This window comes from Bacteroides sp. AM23-12, assembly GCF_003434395.1.
Classification (GTDB): Bacteria; Bacteroidota; Bacteroidia; order Bacteroidales; family Bacteroidaceae; genus Bacteroides; species Bacteroides thetaiotaomicron.
Genome location: NZ_QTLF01000025.1, coordinates 37,532 through 52,054, shown reverse-complemented (window position 1 = coordinate 52,054; position 14,523 = coordinate 37,532). Strand labels below are relative to the sequence as shown.

The following is a 14,523-nucleotide window of genomic DNA, read 5'->3' as shown; positions in this document are numbered from 1 at the left end:
CTATTTTGCCGGTATAGCTTTGCCGCTCAGGAGAATAAATGGCGTATCGCCTCTAAAGGGGCATAGAATAACATTCTGGGACCGGAGAACCGCATAACCTCTCGCATCCGTTTGCGCATGGCAGGCTTATAACAATGTACGGGACACTTCTTGCACGAGCTTTTTTTCTCTCCGAACGGACAATGGTCAAGACGGGCATGTGCGTAGCGGAGCAACTCTTCGCACTTCGGACAAAGGGTTGCATTCTTCTCTTTTTTCCGGCAATAGAGACGGATCATGATCTCTACGGTTCTCTTTTCCTGAGTGATACGCGGTTTTTTATCTGTTTCCATTTGTTTTCTTTTGGCTTTGGAGGCTGGCTTCACTTCGGCAAAGATAATAAACTGATCGCATATTCTGCAAAGAACTTCCACTGGAATGATTGCCGTTGCTGGAAACTATGCGTATCTTTGCGGCATGAGAAAGTTATTATGTCCGCAATGCAAGATTGCTGCCCTATATGTGGTGAATGACCGTAAAGAGCGTCTTTTGGTCTATGTACTCGAAAATGGAGAAGTTGTGCCTAAAGATCCGGCAGCTTCCACCGATGGATTTGATTTGACGGAAGTTTATTGTCTGGGTTGTTCCTGGCATGGTTCGCCGAAAAGACTGGTGAAGAGATAGACAGTTGCCGGCACTTCGTCTTTTTTTGATTTATGTCAATAAAAAGAGGGTGCGGGATTAGAATCTTTCAACCGGATTTTTCTGTATCTTTGCAGCCAATTTTTAGGACATAGACGTATGGCAACTTCTAAAGAGATGACGGCAGGGCCGGCATTACCTCTGATTTTTAATTTCACTCTGCCGCTTTTGTTCGGCAATCTGTTGCAGCAAACGTATTCGCTTGTTGATGCTGCAATCGTAGGAAAGTTTTTGGGTATTAATGCGTTAGCCTCTGTCGGGGCTAGTACATCCGTTGTGTTTCTTATTCTGGGTTTCTGCAACGGATGTTGTGGAGGATTCGGTATCCCCGTGGCACAGAAGTTTGGGGCGAGGGATTATAGTACGATGCGCAGTTACGTTTCCGTCAGTCTGCAACTTGCTGTTGTGATGTCTGTGGTCATAGCCATCTTTACCAGTATTTATTGTGCGGATATCCTGAAGATGATGCGTACACCAGAGAATATCTTTGAAGGAGCGTATGCTTATCTGCTTGTTACTTTTATTGGGATACCTTGTACTTTCTTTTATAATCTGTTGTCAAGCATTATCCGTGCTTTGGGAGATAGTAAGACACCTTTCTATTTCTTGGTACTGGCTACGGTGCTCAATATTATTCTCGATTTATTCTGTATTTTGGTACTGGGCTGGGGAGTGATGGGAGCTGCCATTGCTACTGTCTTTTCGCAGGGAGTTTCCGCTTTTCTTTGTTACGTTTATATGTATCGGAAGTTTGACATTCTGCGGGGCACGCCGAAAGAACGGAAGTATCAGTCGAAGCTGGCGAAGACGTTGCTTTCCATTGGCGTTCCTATGGGATTGCAGTTCTCCATTACGGCCATTGGCAGTATCATGCTTCAGAGTGCGAATAATGCGTTGGGTACGGCGTGTGTGGCAGCTTTTACTTCTGCGATGCGTATCAAAATGTTTTTCCTTTGTCCGTTGGAGAGTCTGGGTATGGCTATGGCTACCTTTAGCGGTCAGAATTACGGTGCCGGAAAGCCTGAACGTATTTGGTCGGGGATTAAAGCCAGCACGCTGATGATGGTTATCTATACAGCCGTCACTTTCTTGATTCTGATGCTGGGAGCCAAATCTTTTGCCTTGATTTTTGTTGATCCGTCGGAAATTGAGATCTTGGAGAAAACAGAACTTTTCCTGCATATATCAGTCTCTTTCTTCCCGATGCTTGGGTTACTTTGTATCCTGCGCTATACCATTCAAGGGGTGGGATATACTAATCTCGCTATGTTTTCGGGAGTGTCGGAGATGATTGCACGCATTCTCGTCAGTATTTATGCCGTGCCGGCTTTCGGCTTTATCGCTGTTTGTTACGGTGATCCGATGGCATGGATAGCGGCTGATTTGTTTTTGATTCCTGCATTTATTTATGTTTATCGCAGGTTGAAACGTCAGGTGCTGACAAGTGTCGTTGTATAATTGAAGTGTGTGTCAAAAGTCAATATACCCGTAGGGGAGTTTAGTTACTTTTGACACATACTTTATCATATTTTAGTCTTGTATCGGATACAGCGGGTTACCGCTTTCATCTACATCCGTCCAGTCTTTTACGCTCACGTTACCGAATGATACGGAGTTTTCGTTGATTACTGCACGGAAAAGATATGAATTTCCGGCAGCCAGAATATTGTCTGGCGGGGTAATGGTCGTATTGTAAGTACGTGAGAAACTTTCTCCGTTGACCATCAATTCCATCGTTAAAGCCATCGGATCGGAACTTTTCAGCGGAAGCATGATATATTGAACCGTGAAATCATTGATTCCCATGTCGGCAGGCTTATCGTAACTGACTTCTGAAGAAATGATCCCTGTTGACAGATCCATGAAAGCTCCCGGTTTCGTGGGAGTAATAGTGGCGGAGAGTACTTTGTTGAGTGTAATATTCTCACCTCCCGTTATGGTTATCACGACCTGAGTGGCTACGTGCTGGTAAGTGATGGGAATGTTGACTTGTGAACTGGTCACATCCTGATGCAGGGCATGCCACCACAGATAATCCACCCCATTGGATAATGCTTCGGACTTGCCGTTGGTAAAGGTAGGAGCGGGGTTGCTGGAATTACAGGAAACCGCATAAAAACTATAGATATCATTACTGAGATACATTTTATAACTTTGTATTCCCGTCAACACTCCGGGAGAAGAAGTGATATAGTTGCCTTCACCGACAGGCTCTCCCTCTATCGTATTGGTGGTATTGGAAGGGTAGGCACATAACCAGCTCTGCAATCCTTTTCCCATCGGAGACATGGCACGCGTTATATTTCTTCCTTCTACGGAAGCACTGAAAGTAATGAGTGCATCTTTTTTGTCAGGATTGTCATTGTTTCCCTCTTCTCCGGCACTATTTTCTTCTCCGTTCGGATAGGCAACATCCATATAAATGTTGTTTTTGGAGCAGGCTCCTAACAGCAGCACCGCCAGTGCGGATACTGCCAGATACTTTGTAATTCGAAACTTAAAATTCATAGTCAGGTTCTTTTTGAAAGTTAGTAATTACCCCTATATACATTTCAAAAAGAATTTAGTTCATATCGGAAGAAACTATTTTTAGAACTCCGCTTCCTTCTGTATGCAGATGATATCGCCATAAACGGGATGGCGGAACTCAATATATTCAGCATGGAGATAGAGCCTGTCCGCCTTTTTTCCATAGAGTTCATCGCCCAGAATGGGGCAGTTTAATCCTTGATGATGGGCGGCATGTACCCGTAGTTGGTGGGTACGCCCTGTCAATGGATAAAAAGCGATGCGTATGTACTTATCGGAATAGTTCAGAATCCGGTATTCGGTAACTGCCGGTTTGCCGTATTCTTCACTGACCATTTGCCGGGGGCGGTCGAGCGGATTGAGGCAAAGAGGAAGATTGATGGTTCCTGTTTCTTCGAGTTGCTGGTTCAATCCATTTCTATCCAGCAAGGCTACATAACGCTTCTTAATACTGCGATTGATGAACTGTTCCTGCAAGTGTTGATGAACTTCCTTAGTTTTGGCGACAAGTAACAACCCCGAAGTAGCCATATCCAGCCGGTGTACAATCATGGGACCGGTAGCTTCCGGATATTTAGCTTTTACACGATGGTAAACGGAATCCGTCTCCTCTTCTTTTCCGGGGACAGACAACATACCGGATGGCTTATTGACTACCACCAGCCATTCGTCCTCAAAAACGATTTCTAATTCTTCCTTCCTGTGTGCTTGGGGCGAAAGTGGATTCCCGTCTACTTCCAGTCCTTGCAGCATGTGTTGCAGAATCGGTTCGCATTTTCCTTTACACGAAGGGTAATAATAACCGTGATGCCGTACCTCTGTTTTCGGAGAGTTTCCCCACCAGAACTCGGCCATAGCCAATGGTTTCAGTTGGTGAAGGTAGGCATATTGCAGCAATTTGGGCAAGGCACATTCGCCTGCTCCGGCAGGGGGGATTTTGTGTACGGTTTGTTCAAAGATAGTACATAAGTCTTTTATTTCTCCTTTCGCATTCAGTATACGGAACTGTTCGAATAACTTTTGCTGCAAGGCTGCCGAACGTTGCTTCCGTTCGTTTTTTAGTTTTTCTATTTCCGTCTCAAAGGTGATAACCTCTTCTTCCAGCGTTTTGATTCGTTCTTTCCATCCCCGTTCCAATCGCTTGAATTCCGCTTTCTGATATTGGCTTTCACGAACAAGTGCGTCCTGTTCTTCTTTAGACAGGGCAGGGGATGACTTGCGGCGAAGTTCCCTTTCTTTCTTTGCTGTCTTTAGTTCCTCTTTGGCTTGAATAAGAGCCAGCCTTGTTTGTTCCGTTTCCCTGTCCAGTTTTTCTTTTAAGTGCAGATAATGAGGATTAACTTCCAATGCACTGATACGGACATTGATAGCTGAAATTTGTTCTTCTTCTATTTTAAAGAATCCCTGTGGTTGCAGCAAATCGTAAACAGGTGGGACGAAATACGGATGCAGATTCTTTCCTGCCAGATTGCCGGAAAAAGCAGCAAGATAACCGATAGAGGAAGATCCTTCTTCCTGGGTTTGTACGATCAGTACTCCGAACATTTTTCCGAGGGTCAGTTCCTCTTGCCACTCTTTCTTTGTCGAGATATAAGCTTTGACTTCTTCGGCCGCTAATACACATAGCGGATGAGGAGTATAGTTGAAAGGGTATGTAAACCTTTCCGGTAGTGCAATATGGGAAACCGGTTGGTCGAAAAAATGTATCATTGATTCTTATCTGAATATCGTTATTGATTGCAAAAGTAAGGCAAATCCGCGAATTTTATTCTATATTTGTTTTGTAGTTGGAATAAAATAGAGGAATAAAATGGAAGACAAACCAAAATTCGCTTTTGTAGGTAACAGCCACATGGCATTCTGGGCACTGAATGTATATTTCCCTCAATGGGAATGTCTGAACTACGGTGCTCCCGGAGAAGGGCTGGCGTATGTCGAGTCATTTCATGAAGATACATCCGACTGTCAGGTAGTGATTCAGTTCGGGAGCAATGACATTTATCAGCTGAATGAAGAAAATACAGATGATTATGTAGAGCGGTATGTGAAAGCTGTTCTTGCGGTTCCTTCCCGAAAAACGTATCTCTTTTGTATTTTTCCTCGTAATGATTATGATGATTACAGTACGGCTGTGAACAAGTTCATCCGCATACTGAATGAGAAGATAGTTGCAAAACTGACAGGGACAGGCGTCATTTATTTGGATGTTTTTGATCAATTACTGATGAACGGCAGATTAAATCCGGAGCTGACTATTGACAATCTGCATTTGAATGGAAAAGGGTATCGGATATTAAGTACGGCGCTGAAGCAGGCATTCAACAGACAGGAGCATCTATGAAATTTTATGTTAACGCTTTTGTCATGTAAATAGGTGGCGTATCATTTATTTTTCCTATTTTTGCCCCATTAATCAATATGTATAACCCCCATAAAACGATGAGACGATGGAAAAAGTTATTATCAACTCGTACGAAGAATTTGAAAAGCTGGTAGGGCAACAAATAGGTGTTTCCGATTATGTGGAACTCTCTCAGGAACGTATCAACCTTTTTGCAGACGCAACACTGGATCATCAGTGGATTCACGTAGACACAGAACGTGCAAAAGTAGACAGTCCGTATCACAGTACGATTGCTCACGGTTATCTGACGCTTTCCATGCTTCCTTACCTGTGGAATCAGATTATTCAGGTGAACAATCTGAAAATGATGATCAACTACGGGATGGATAAGATGAAATTCGGTCAGGCTGTTTTGTCCGGACAGAGCATTCGTCTGGTAACTACTCTACACTCACTGACCAATCTGCGCGGTGTGGCAAAAGCTGAAATCAAGTTTGCAATTGAGATTAAGGATCAACCGAAGAAAGCCCTTGAAGGGATTGCTGTGTTCCTGTATTATTTTAATTGAGTAACGACGAAAAGATAAGATAAGGCTGTTTCCTGCAAAGGAAGCGGCCTTTTGTTTTATTTATTGGATGTAAAATATGTAAATACACGGAAATCGGTTAAAATATCAAAATAATAAGAGGTTTGTCATGATTGCGGCATCCATAAGCGCTGCTGAGTGTTTTACATATCATATATGTATTCAAATAATCATGAAGCAATTAAAAAGTGAGCGTTATGTCTTTAAGTAGTCTTTTAATCATATTTTCATCTTCTTTTATGGCATTGTTTCCGGTGATCAATCCTTTAGGAAACGGTTTTGTCGTCAATGGATTCTTTGCAAACCTTGATCCTTCACAACGAAAAACTGCTATTCAGAAACTAACCATTAACTTTATAATGATCGGTGTAGGCACTTTACTGATAGGTCATTTATTCTTATTGATTTTCGGTCTGGCGATTCCTGTGATTCAACTGGGTGGTGGAATACTTATTTGTAAGACAGCGATTGAGCTGTTGGGTGATTCCAATTCTTCCGATAAAGAAGGGACCAGCCAGAATGTGGACAGCTTCAAGTGGAAGAGCATCGAGCAGAAGATATTTTATCCCATCACGTTTCCTATCAGTATCGGTCCGGGCAGTATATCCGTGATCTTTACTTTGATGGCATCTGCCAGTGTGAAAGGCAAACTGTTGCATACCGGAATCAATTATCTGGTCATTGCGCTGGTCATTATTTGTATGGCTGGGATACTCTATGTGTTTCTTTCACAGGGACAGAGGATCATTCAGAAACTGGGACCTGTAGGAAATCAGATTATTAATAAACTCGTTGCCTTTTTTACCTTTTGCATCGGTATACAGATTTCCGTCACAGGTATTTCCCAGATATTCCATCTGAATATATTATGAGTTCGGATGTTCTTTCTTTTTCTTTGCTTGGATAGCTTTCAATGTATTTTTTCTTACTGAACGTATGGCAGGAACCAACAATTCCGGTTCCATTATCTCCAGCATAGTGCGCAATTCTTGCTGTAGTTCGGGGATGGAGCAGGTCAGCTGATAGGCAAGTTTGATGCAAAGAGACTGCACTCCTGCCGGCTCATTTCTCGATACCATTCGTTCCATACAGAAATCCAGTAAGTCTACTCGTGGAGGGTCGGCTAGCTGTTGTTGGCATAGCAGGTTCAGTAACATCCTTCGTTTTCCCGAATGCGGGCAGGTAAGTGCTGCGTCTATCAGTTCGTCTTGTTTCAGAGTCAGCCATTCTACTTCAGGCTTTGAGAAGTGCGTACAAACCCACAATGCCTGATAAGAGACAACGTCATCCTCATCAAAGATCAGCCGGTAAATTTCCTCTCTGAGCCGTTCGTCTTCTTTTATATAATGAAGTAGTTCCCGTATATTCTCTATATGGAAGCGTGTGGCCAGTTGTGTGCGTAAATCCATTTTTATTTTGGGTTCAGTATCTTATTTTTTATCGTCGGCCAGTTGTAAGTGCAGGATTGGATACGGCTTGCCCATGCTGTCTGTTTCATCCCGTCCGATGATCTCGAATCCCAGATGCTGATAGAACCGGAGAGCCTGGTCGTTGTCTTCGTTTACATCCACCTTGTCGATCTGTTTTTGGCGGATGGCATACTCTATCAATCGCTTTCCGTATCCCTTTCCCTGTTCGTCGGGGTGTACAAACAGCATCTCGATCAGTTCATCACTCAATCCCATGAATGCGGCAATCTTTCCGTGAGAGTTGCGGATGATAAAGAGCTCTATTGCCGGCAGATAGTGGTTGCGTATCAGTGGCTTATAGAACTGGATACTCTCTTCTGTCAGAAAGTGGTGCGTGGTACGCACAGACTTCTCCCACAGCTGTATCAGTTCATCGTAATCCTGTTCGGTGGGGCGTGCTATATTGGGAATGTAGTAACATTCATGATCATATATATTCCCGTTATAGGTAAGTTCTGCCTGATGAAGTATTCCTTCGTAGATAAATCCGTTTCGCTTCAGCACTTGTTGCGAACGTTTGTTGTGCGGATAACAGTTGGCAGTGATGAGGCTGAGCTGTAGTTCGTTGAAGCCATAGTTGAGCACGGCTTGCACTGCTTCCGACATGTATCCTTTTCCCCAATACGGTTCGTCCAGCCAATATCCCAGCATACGTACCTGAGGATTTTCCCGTTTCGGATCGGGTACGATGCCGATGGAAGCTATCAATTGCTGTGTATCTTTTAATGTAACAGCCCATATACCTTCCTGTCCTATAAATGCGCCGTGAAGGATTTCACGGGATTCATTCAACGTCTTGTGGGGAGCCCATCCGGCATTATTCCCCAAATTGGGGTTCTGGCAACAGGCAAAGAATGCTTCTGCGTCATTCTCCTGAAAAGGGCGCAGTAGCAGACGTTTCGTTTCGATATTCGGGCATAGAGCCGCTTCGGTTCTTTCTGCTTCCGGTTCTTTCTTGTATACACATTCCAAACGATTTCCGTCGGGGTCGAGTACAACGCTCTCAAAGTATCCGTCGCCCGAAGTGCGTGGTTCACCTGCTATGGTATACCCCTCGGAGCGCATTTCTTCCGTAAAGCGAAGAATCTCCTCCTTGCTGGGAAATGTGAACGCAAGATGTGTCAGTCCCCGCCTGTTTTCCTCTATCGGGGTATTCTGCACATCTACCCGACTCATCAACTCCAGAGTGGGACCTTCATCAAAAGAGATAAAGTATGATTCGAATCCCTTCTTGGGATTGATATATTTCTCATTACTTGTCCCGCCCAGAAAGCGGACATAGAAATCTTTTAATTCTTCCAGACGGAAAGTCCAGATGGCGATATGATGTAGCTTCATAAGAATCGTAGTTAATGTTGTTATACTTCTATTTTATTGATGCGTCACATATTCGTAAACGATACGTGAGATGTCCGCAATGATTTTACTGTTCTCCTGATTATTCTCTTCGGAATCTTTGACGAAGACAGCTATACTGTAAGCGTGTCCGTCGGGCAGGAGGACGAAGCCGATATCATTGCAGGCTACCTGTTGTCCTTTGGCATTGCGGTCACCCGTCCCTGTCTTGTGGCCGATTGTAACTTCTTTGCCGAGCAATGGAGCAACCAGTCGATCTTGTCCGGTCTGGCATTCTGTCATGGTCTGATAGATGAAGTCTTTGTATTCCTGCGGGAACAGTGCTTCTTTGCGGAATATCTCCAAGAGTCTCGCGGCGGCCAGCGGAGTAGTCCAGTTTTGATAACACAGACTTTCGTCTTGGTGCATATCGTTTTCCGTACAGACAATGGCACAATCCGTAACGCCCAGGGAATGGATGTACTGGTTCACCGTATCTACCCCTCCCTGATATTGAAACAGAATATCACAAGCATTGTTGTCACTTTGTTGCAGGGTGTAATTTAATAAATCCGCAATGTCTATATTGAATCCTCCCTGTGGAAAACTATCTCGCAGCGGACTATAAGTATCGGGTTTTAAATCCTCTTTCTTTATGGTCAGTTCAAAGTTCAATGACTGTTGCTGCTTTCCCATATAATCAGCCAATGCCAACGCCTGATGAAATTTGAATACACTCATCAATGGATAATGAATGTCATTGTTGACAGTTACCGTATCTTTTCCGTCGATAATGACGGCAATACCGATTTCAGCTTTCTTGCCTTTGATAGCCTGTTTGAGTTGGTCCTCCAGAGAAAGATTCTGTGCACAGATAATAGTGGGGATCAGACAGAGAAGCAGGATGAATGAGCGCATACTAATTTTTTCATTAATTGGTTTGTATTTGGGTCTTAAGAGTCACAAAGATATAAATACTAATTTTATCAGCAAATATTTACTTGGAAATAGTAATCCTGCATAAGAATTATCTATTTTTGTCGGTAAACAAAATAATAAGCCTTCTATATGTTAAAATGTCATTCAGAGTTGTTTAAATCGTCGGTGAAGTTGGCGGATGGTTTAAGATTGAGTACAAAAGAAGAATTGAAAGATGTAGCACAGTTGCTTCTTCTTCCCATTCCTTCAAAATTGCGAAAAGAAGAGTATGTATCCTGTCTTGCAGAAGCTGTTCTGACTTGTCCGGATATATGGATTCCGCAGTTGACACATTATGAATGGTTGCTCCTTCAAAAATTGGTGAAAGCAGGAGCCAATACCTATGTGGAAGAACCTAATATGATAATGACGAGTACATTAGAATTACTTTCTTTTGTTGCGACCGACCGTGGTTTGAACGGAGACAAGATTCGTTATATGATTTGTGATGAGTTGCGTGAAGCGGTTGCTCCCCATATTGATAAGTTTTTGACATCAACGGAAGAGAACAGCCGTTTTGTGCTGGAGCAGTATGCTTTAGGAATTTTAAATCTTTATGGTCTCTTACCTTATACGGAATTTTTGAAGCAACTGACCGGATACTTGAAGGGTTCAATGACAAAGGACGAAATAGCTAAAGGTTTATCAAATTCAATGTTGATGAGACAACTGACGTTTGATATAGAAGATATATATAATTCTGTTATGTATGTTCGATCTCCCTTATTATTGGAAGTTGAGGACTTGGAGGAAAGATTATATGCACATCGTGCTATAAAAAGTTTGAAGAAGTTTACCGTCGAAGAGGTTTTGTCGGCTGGAACGATGCCTGTGTTCTATATTTCCAATCCGCATTCGGATCAACTGAAAGGATTTATGATGAGGAAATTAGGTTATAATGAAGAACTGGCTGAGGCCAAGATACAGTGGCTGTGGTATGCAATACAGATGGACGAAAATCCGATGTCTGCTATTGTTTCGGCAATAGACACGAAGGTTCTTTCTATGCAAGAACTTCAGGAAGTGGTTGGAATAGCTGTAAACTATTGTAATGATTGTCCCCGTTGGTTCTTGAAAGGTCACTCGTCCACCGAAGCATCTGCTTTACTTGGTAGGGGTGAATCGGTGAAAACTCCTCCTCGTATCGTTGCCGGACCAACGATGAAAGCAGCAGGCATGGATATCACTCCTAAAATGCAAACAATGGTTGATGGTATGTTTTATGATACATTCTCCGGAACGAAAATCGGACGGAATGATCCTTGCCCTTGTGGGAGCGGAAAGAAATATAAGAAATGTTGCGGCAGGGATAACTGAAAAGGGACTGTTCGTAGAGATGCTATGTTGGTATAGGCGGACTGTTCTTTGAAAGATTGTGTTGGAGATTAGAGGAAAATGAGCTTTAGGGAGATTCGGGATATTGTGCAAGAGAATTAGGCAACCTTTTCCTTACGGTTGTGAATTGTCCCGTTTTTCACGTAAAAAACGGGACTTTTTATTACCTTTGCAGCGTTATTAGCGGTTTGATCATGAATATAACAAAAGAGATAAAGGAATTAGTTCGTAATTTTTCTGATGATTATGTATTAACTGCATCAGATTTTGATTTTGGTCCACAAAGTAAAGCGGCTGTGGTCAAGGCTTTGAATCGTATGGCGGATTCCGGTGAGTTGATGAAACTGTCCAAAGGAAAGTTCTACAAGCCACGAAAGACACAGTTCGGCATATTGAAGCCTTCCGTCTACCAAATAGCCAAAGATTATATTGAGCGTGATGGAAAGCTGATAGGTTATATTACAGGGTATTCTGCCTACAATGCGCTTGGGCTGACGACTCAAATTTCCTCTTATATTCAGATAGGTACAAACAAATACCGCCGTGCTGTGAAACGAGAGAAATATACCATTTCATTTATATTGCAGCCTAATCCGATTACACGGAAAAACATAGAAGTATTACGCATTTTGGATGCAATTCGTTTCATCCGCGAAATACCCGGCACATCACCCGATGAAGCTTGTTTGCGGTTGAAAGAAATAATAAAGGAATTGGATGATGAACAAAAAAAAATACTCGTAAAATGTACCTTGCAATATACAAGCTATGTACGAGCGTTGTGTGGTGCTATTCTGGAAAATACAGGTTGTGATAAAGAACTATTGGGTATTATCCGAAAGTCTCTAAATGGCATAACTGAATACAAATTGCCACTATCTGCATCAGTATTACCCACGAAACAAAATTGGAAAATATATGAACCTACACGAAAATAAGAAGCTGTTTACGGATGCTGTACTTGCCGCAGCGGAACAGTTGGATATAAAGGCTGTATATATAGAAAAGGACTATTGGATAACACGGTCTTTGAAACTGATGGCACAAGATTCAAATGCAGAAAGAGCTATATTTAAAGGAGGTACTTCGCTTTCCAAAGCCTACAAAATTGGTAACCGATTTTCTGAAGATATAGATGTAGCTATTTCAGATGCAAATTCCTTAAGCGGCAATCAGTTAAAGATGCTTATTAAACGGATAGCCAAAGAAATGACTGTCGGACTGGATGAATTTGTCGTACAAGGAGTAACGAGCAAAGGTTCCAGATACTATAAAGCGATGTATGCTTATCCGAATATACTTGGCAAAGCCATCAAAGAAATAGTAAATGTCGGACAACTGTTAGTTGAAATCAATTCATTCGCCAATCCCTATCCGTATGAACAAAAGGTAATAGAGTGTTTCATCAGCGATTTTTTTAGGCAGACGGGAAACGACAATCTTATCGAAGAATACGATATGAGACCATTTTCAATGAATGTGTTGGATAAAAGACAGACATTTACGGAAAAGCTGGTATCGTTGATCCGTTTTTCATTGTCGGATAAATATATGTATGACATGGCAGCAAAAATACGCCATTTCTACGACCTGCATTATCTTTTGCAGGATAAAGATTGTGTTGTATATCTGCATTCTGAACAATTTTGCCAAGACTTTGAGAATCTGTTACAGCATGATAAGGAAACATTCGACAAACCGGAAGGATGGACGGAGAAGCATTTAGGTCAATCGCCTTTATTGGTGGATTTTCCAACAATCTGGAGTGAACTGAAAAATACTTATGTTAGGGAACTGCCGGGTATAGCATTTTCTGCTATCCCGAAAGAAACTGTTGTTGCACATAGTTTTATGGATATAGTGGAGATATTTAAGCATAATTATTTTTAAGATTTTTAGTAGCCTTGTTGGCTTGGTATGGTAAAGTTCTTACCTTTGTAAGGTCATCAAAATAAGTGTTCATGAAGAAGTCTATAAAACATTTGCCCAAGCGAACGCAGGAAGAACTGACAGTTCTGCTGGACTTAGTCTGCAAAAGCGTCGATAACTGTCAGATGATTATTCTGTTCGGGAGTTATGCCAGGGGTAATTATGTTTTATGGGATACTAAAATAGAGTTCGGTGTTCGTACCTCGTATCAGAGTGATTATGATATTCTTGTCATCACCAACGGAGCAGTCAAGCGGGCAGAAAGAAAACTGGAGCGTATCACTAACAAATATCATGATTTGTTTGAATACCGTCGTCACGCTTTTCCGCAATTCATTGTCGAACATATAAATACGGTTAACAATAATCTGGAGGTTAGCCAGTATTTCTTTACAGATATTGTAAAAGAAGGAATTTTGCTTTACGATAGTGGCAAATATCAATTGGCTAAACCACGGAAGTTGAGTTTTAGGGAGATTCGGGATATTGCACAAAATGAATTTGATAAACTTTTCCCTTATGCTTGTGACTTCCTAACTGGTGTAAAGGATTATTTTATACTTAAAGAAAAATACAACCTTTCTGCCTTTATGCTTCATCAATCCTGTGAGAAACTTTATAATACTATATTGATGGTTTTTACGAATTACCGTCCGAAAAGTCACAGACTTCAAGACCTTGGTGGAATGGTAAAGCGCTTTTCGATGGAACTGGTAACGGTTTTTCCTCAAAATACGGATGATGAAAAAGAGTGTTTCGATCTGTTATGCCGAGCCTATATCGAGGCCCGCTATAACAAAGATTACAAAATTACACGCGAACAGCTGGAATACTTAATTTCACGTTTAGAGATTCTAAAGGAAATGACTGAACGTCTTTGCAAAGAGAAAATTGCAGAATATAATGCGATGGCGGAAAATGGTTGAACACACGAAAAATTTTAAAGTCTTATAACTTTGCATCCGTCTGGCTGTCACTCCCTATAAATTAAAAAGAAGAATATATCTGTCATCTGTCACCGATTTCATTCTAACTATCAGATTATAAATAGTTAATGATGTGACAGCAGTGGGTGACAGCACTGTGATGGCAATTATGCTGTCACCCTTGTATTTGTGATTCGGGATATGTTGTGAAGTCGTTGATTTCATCACGGTATGTAACTATCTTTTCTACTGTAAGAAACAGTTTGTTTTGCAGTTTGAAACTAAAGTTCCCAATGCTTGAAACCATAGTTCCAAACGCTTGAAACTAATGATTCCAAGCTGTTGGAACTAAAGTTTCAAGCCTTTGAAACTATGGTTTCTCTTCGCTGAAACTATGGTTTCAAGGCGACG

The 14,523-nt window shown here is 41.9% G+C and carries 15 protein-coding genes; 9 read left to right on the top strand and 6 right to left on the bottom strand.

What is annotated here, in order from left to right; translation table 11 throughout:
* Positions 1 to 26 precede the first annotated feature (26 nt).
* A complete protein-coding gene (locus DW640_RS17655) occupies positions 27 to 332 on the bottom strand; it encodes a nitrous oxide-stimulated promoter family protein (RefSeq protein WP_008760150.1) in 306 nt (101 codons plus the stop codon).
* Between the two features lie 85 nt (positions 333 to 417).
* Here DW640_RS17655 and DW640_RS17650 point away from each other — a divergent pair, with 85 nt between their 5' ends.
* Both DW640_RS17650 and DW640_RS17645 read left to right on the top strand, forming a co-directional pair.
* Positions 418 to 663 (top strand): hypothetical protein, encoded by a 246-nt coding sequence (locus tag DW640_RS17650; RefSeq protein WP_008760151.1) that lies wholly within the window; start codon positions 418 to 420, stop codon positions 661 to 663.
* A gap of 117 nt (positions 664 to 780) precedes the next feature.
* Complete coding sequence (locus DW640_RS17645) at positions 781 to 2,139, top strand: MATE family efflux transporter (RefSeq protein ID WP_008760152.1); 1,359 nt, start codon at positions 781 to 783, stop codon at positions 2,137 to 2,139.
* A gap of 72 nt (positions 2,140 to 2,211) precedes the next feature.
* Here the strand turns inward: DW640_RS17645 and DW640_RS17640 are convergent, their stop codons facing one another.
* Both DW640_RS17640 and DW640_RS17635 read right to left on the bottom strand, forming a co-directional pair.
* Positions 2,212 to 3,189: a fimbrillin family protein gene (locus tag DW640_RS17640; RefSeq protein WP_117578776.1), complete on the bottom strand. Its 978-nt coding sequence runs from the start codon at positions 3,187 to 3,189 to the stop codon at positions 2,212 to 2,214.
* Between the two features lie 81 nt (positions 3,190 to 3,270).
* Entirely contained in the window at positions 3,271 to 4,920 is a 1,650-nt protein-coding gene (locus tag DW640_RS17635) for an RluA family pseudouridine synthase (protein ID WP_117578775.1), read from the bottom strand.
* Between the two features lie 100 nt (positions 4,921 to 5,020).
* Here DW640_RS17635 and DW640_RS17630 point away from each other — a divergent pair, with 100 nt between their 5' ends.
* From DW640_RS17630 to DW640_RS17620, 3 genes are all read left to right on the top strand, one after another.
* Positions 5,021 to 5,551, top strand: coding sequence for a GDSL-type esterase/lipase family protein (locus DW640_RS17630; RefSeq protein WP_117578774.1), 531 nt, complete (start codon positions 5,021 to 5,023; stop codon positions 5,549 to 5,551).
* Between the two features lie 106 nt (positions 5,552 to 5,657).
* Positions 5,658 to 6,122 (top strand): MaoC family dehydratase, encoded by a 465-nt coding sequence (locus tag DW640_RS17625; RefSeq protein ID WP_004308264.1) that lies wholly within the window; start codon positions 5,658 to 5,660, stop codon positions 6,120 to 6,122.
* 215 nt (positions 6,123 to 6,337) lie between these two features.
* Positions 6,338 to 7,012 (top strand): MarC family protein, encoded by a 675-nt coding sequence (locus DW640_RS17620; protein WP_008760156.1) that lies wholly within the window; start codon positions 6,338 to 6,340, stop codon positions 7,010 to 7,012.
* Here the strand turns inward: DW640_RS17620 and DW640_RS17615 are convergent.
* From DW640_RS17615 to bla, 3 genes are read right to left on the bottom strand one after another with little or no spacing between them, the layout of a single operon-like run.
* Positions 7,007 to 7,549: a hypothetical protein gene (locus DW640_RS17615; protein WP_008760157.1), complete on the bottom strand. Its 543-nt coding sequence runs from the start codon at positions 7,547 to 7,549 to the stop codon at positions 7,007 to 7,009. The genes DW640_RS17620 and DW640_RS17615 overlap by 6 nt on opposite strands.
* Positions 7,550 to 7,570: 21 nt before the next feature.
* Positions 7,571 to 8,947, bottom strand: a complete 1,377-nt coding sequence (locus tag DW640_RS17610) for a GNAT family N-acetyltransferase (RefSeq protein ID WP_117578773.1) — start codon at positions 8,945 to 8,947, stop codon at positions 7,571 to 7,573.
* A 33-nt stretch (positions 8,948 to 8,980) separates the two neighbouring features.
* On the bottom strand, positions 8,981 to 9,862 hold the full coding sequence (gene bla / locus DW640_RS17605; protein ID WP_011109295.1) for a class A beta-lactamase, subclass A2: 882 nt from the start codon (positions 9,860 to 9,862) through the stop codon (positions 8,981 to 8,983).
* Between the two features lie 150 nt (positions 9,863 to 10,012).
* On the opposite strand from bla, the gene DW640_RS17600 reads away from it, so the two are divergent.
* The 4 genes from DW640_RS17600 (at position 10,013) to DW640_RS17585 (ending at position 14,112) form a co-directional block, all read left to right on the top strand.
* Positions 10,013 to 11,239 carry a YecA family protein gene (locus DW640_RS17600; protein ID WP_008760160.1) on the top strand — a complete coding sequence of 409 codons (1,227 nt, stop codon included), beginning with the start codon at positions 10,013 to 10,015 and terminating at the stop codon, positions 11,237 to 11,239.
* A 212-nt stretch (positions 11,240 to 11,451) separates the two neighbouring features.
* Positions 11,452 to 12,195 carry a DUF6088 family protein gene (locus tag DW640_RS17595; RefSeq protein ID WP_022470171.1) on the top strand — a complete coding sequence of 248 codons (744 nt, stop codon included), beginning with the start codon at positions 11,452 to 11,454 and terminating at the stop codon, positions 12,193 to 12,195.
* A complete protein-coding gene (locus tag DW640_RS17590) occupies positions 12,176 to 13,147 on the top strand; it encodes a nucleotidyl transferase AbiEii/AbiGii toxin family protein (protein WP_022470170.1) in 972 nt (323 codons plus the stop codon). The genes DW640_RS17595 and DW640_RS17590 overlap by 20 nt, the downstream gene beginning before the upstream one ends.
* Before the next feature lie 71 nt (positions 13,148 to 13,218).
* Positions 13,219 to 14,112 (top strand): HEPN domain-containing protein, encoded by an 894-nt coding sequence (locus DW640_RS17585; protein WP_008760161.1) that lies wholly within the window; start codon positions 13,219 to 13,221, stop codon positions 14,110 to 14,112.
* Positions 14,113 to 14,523 lie beyond the last annotated feature (411 nt).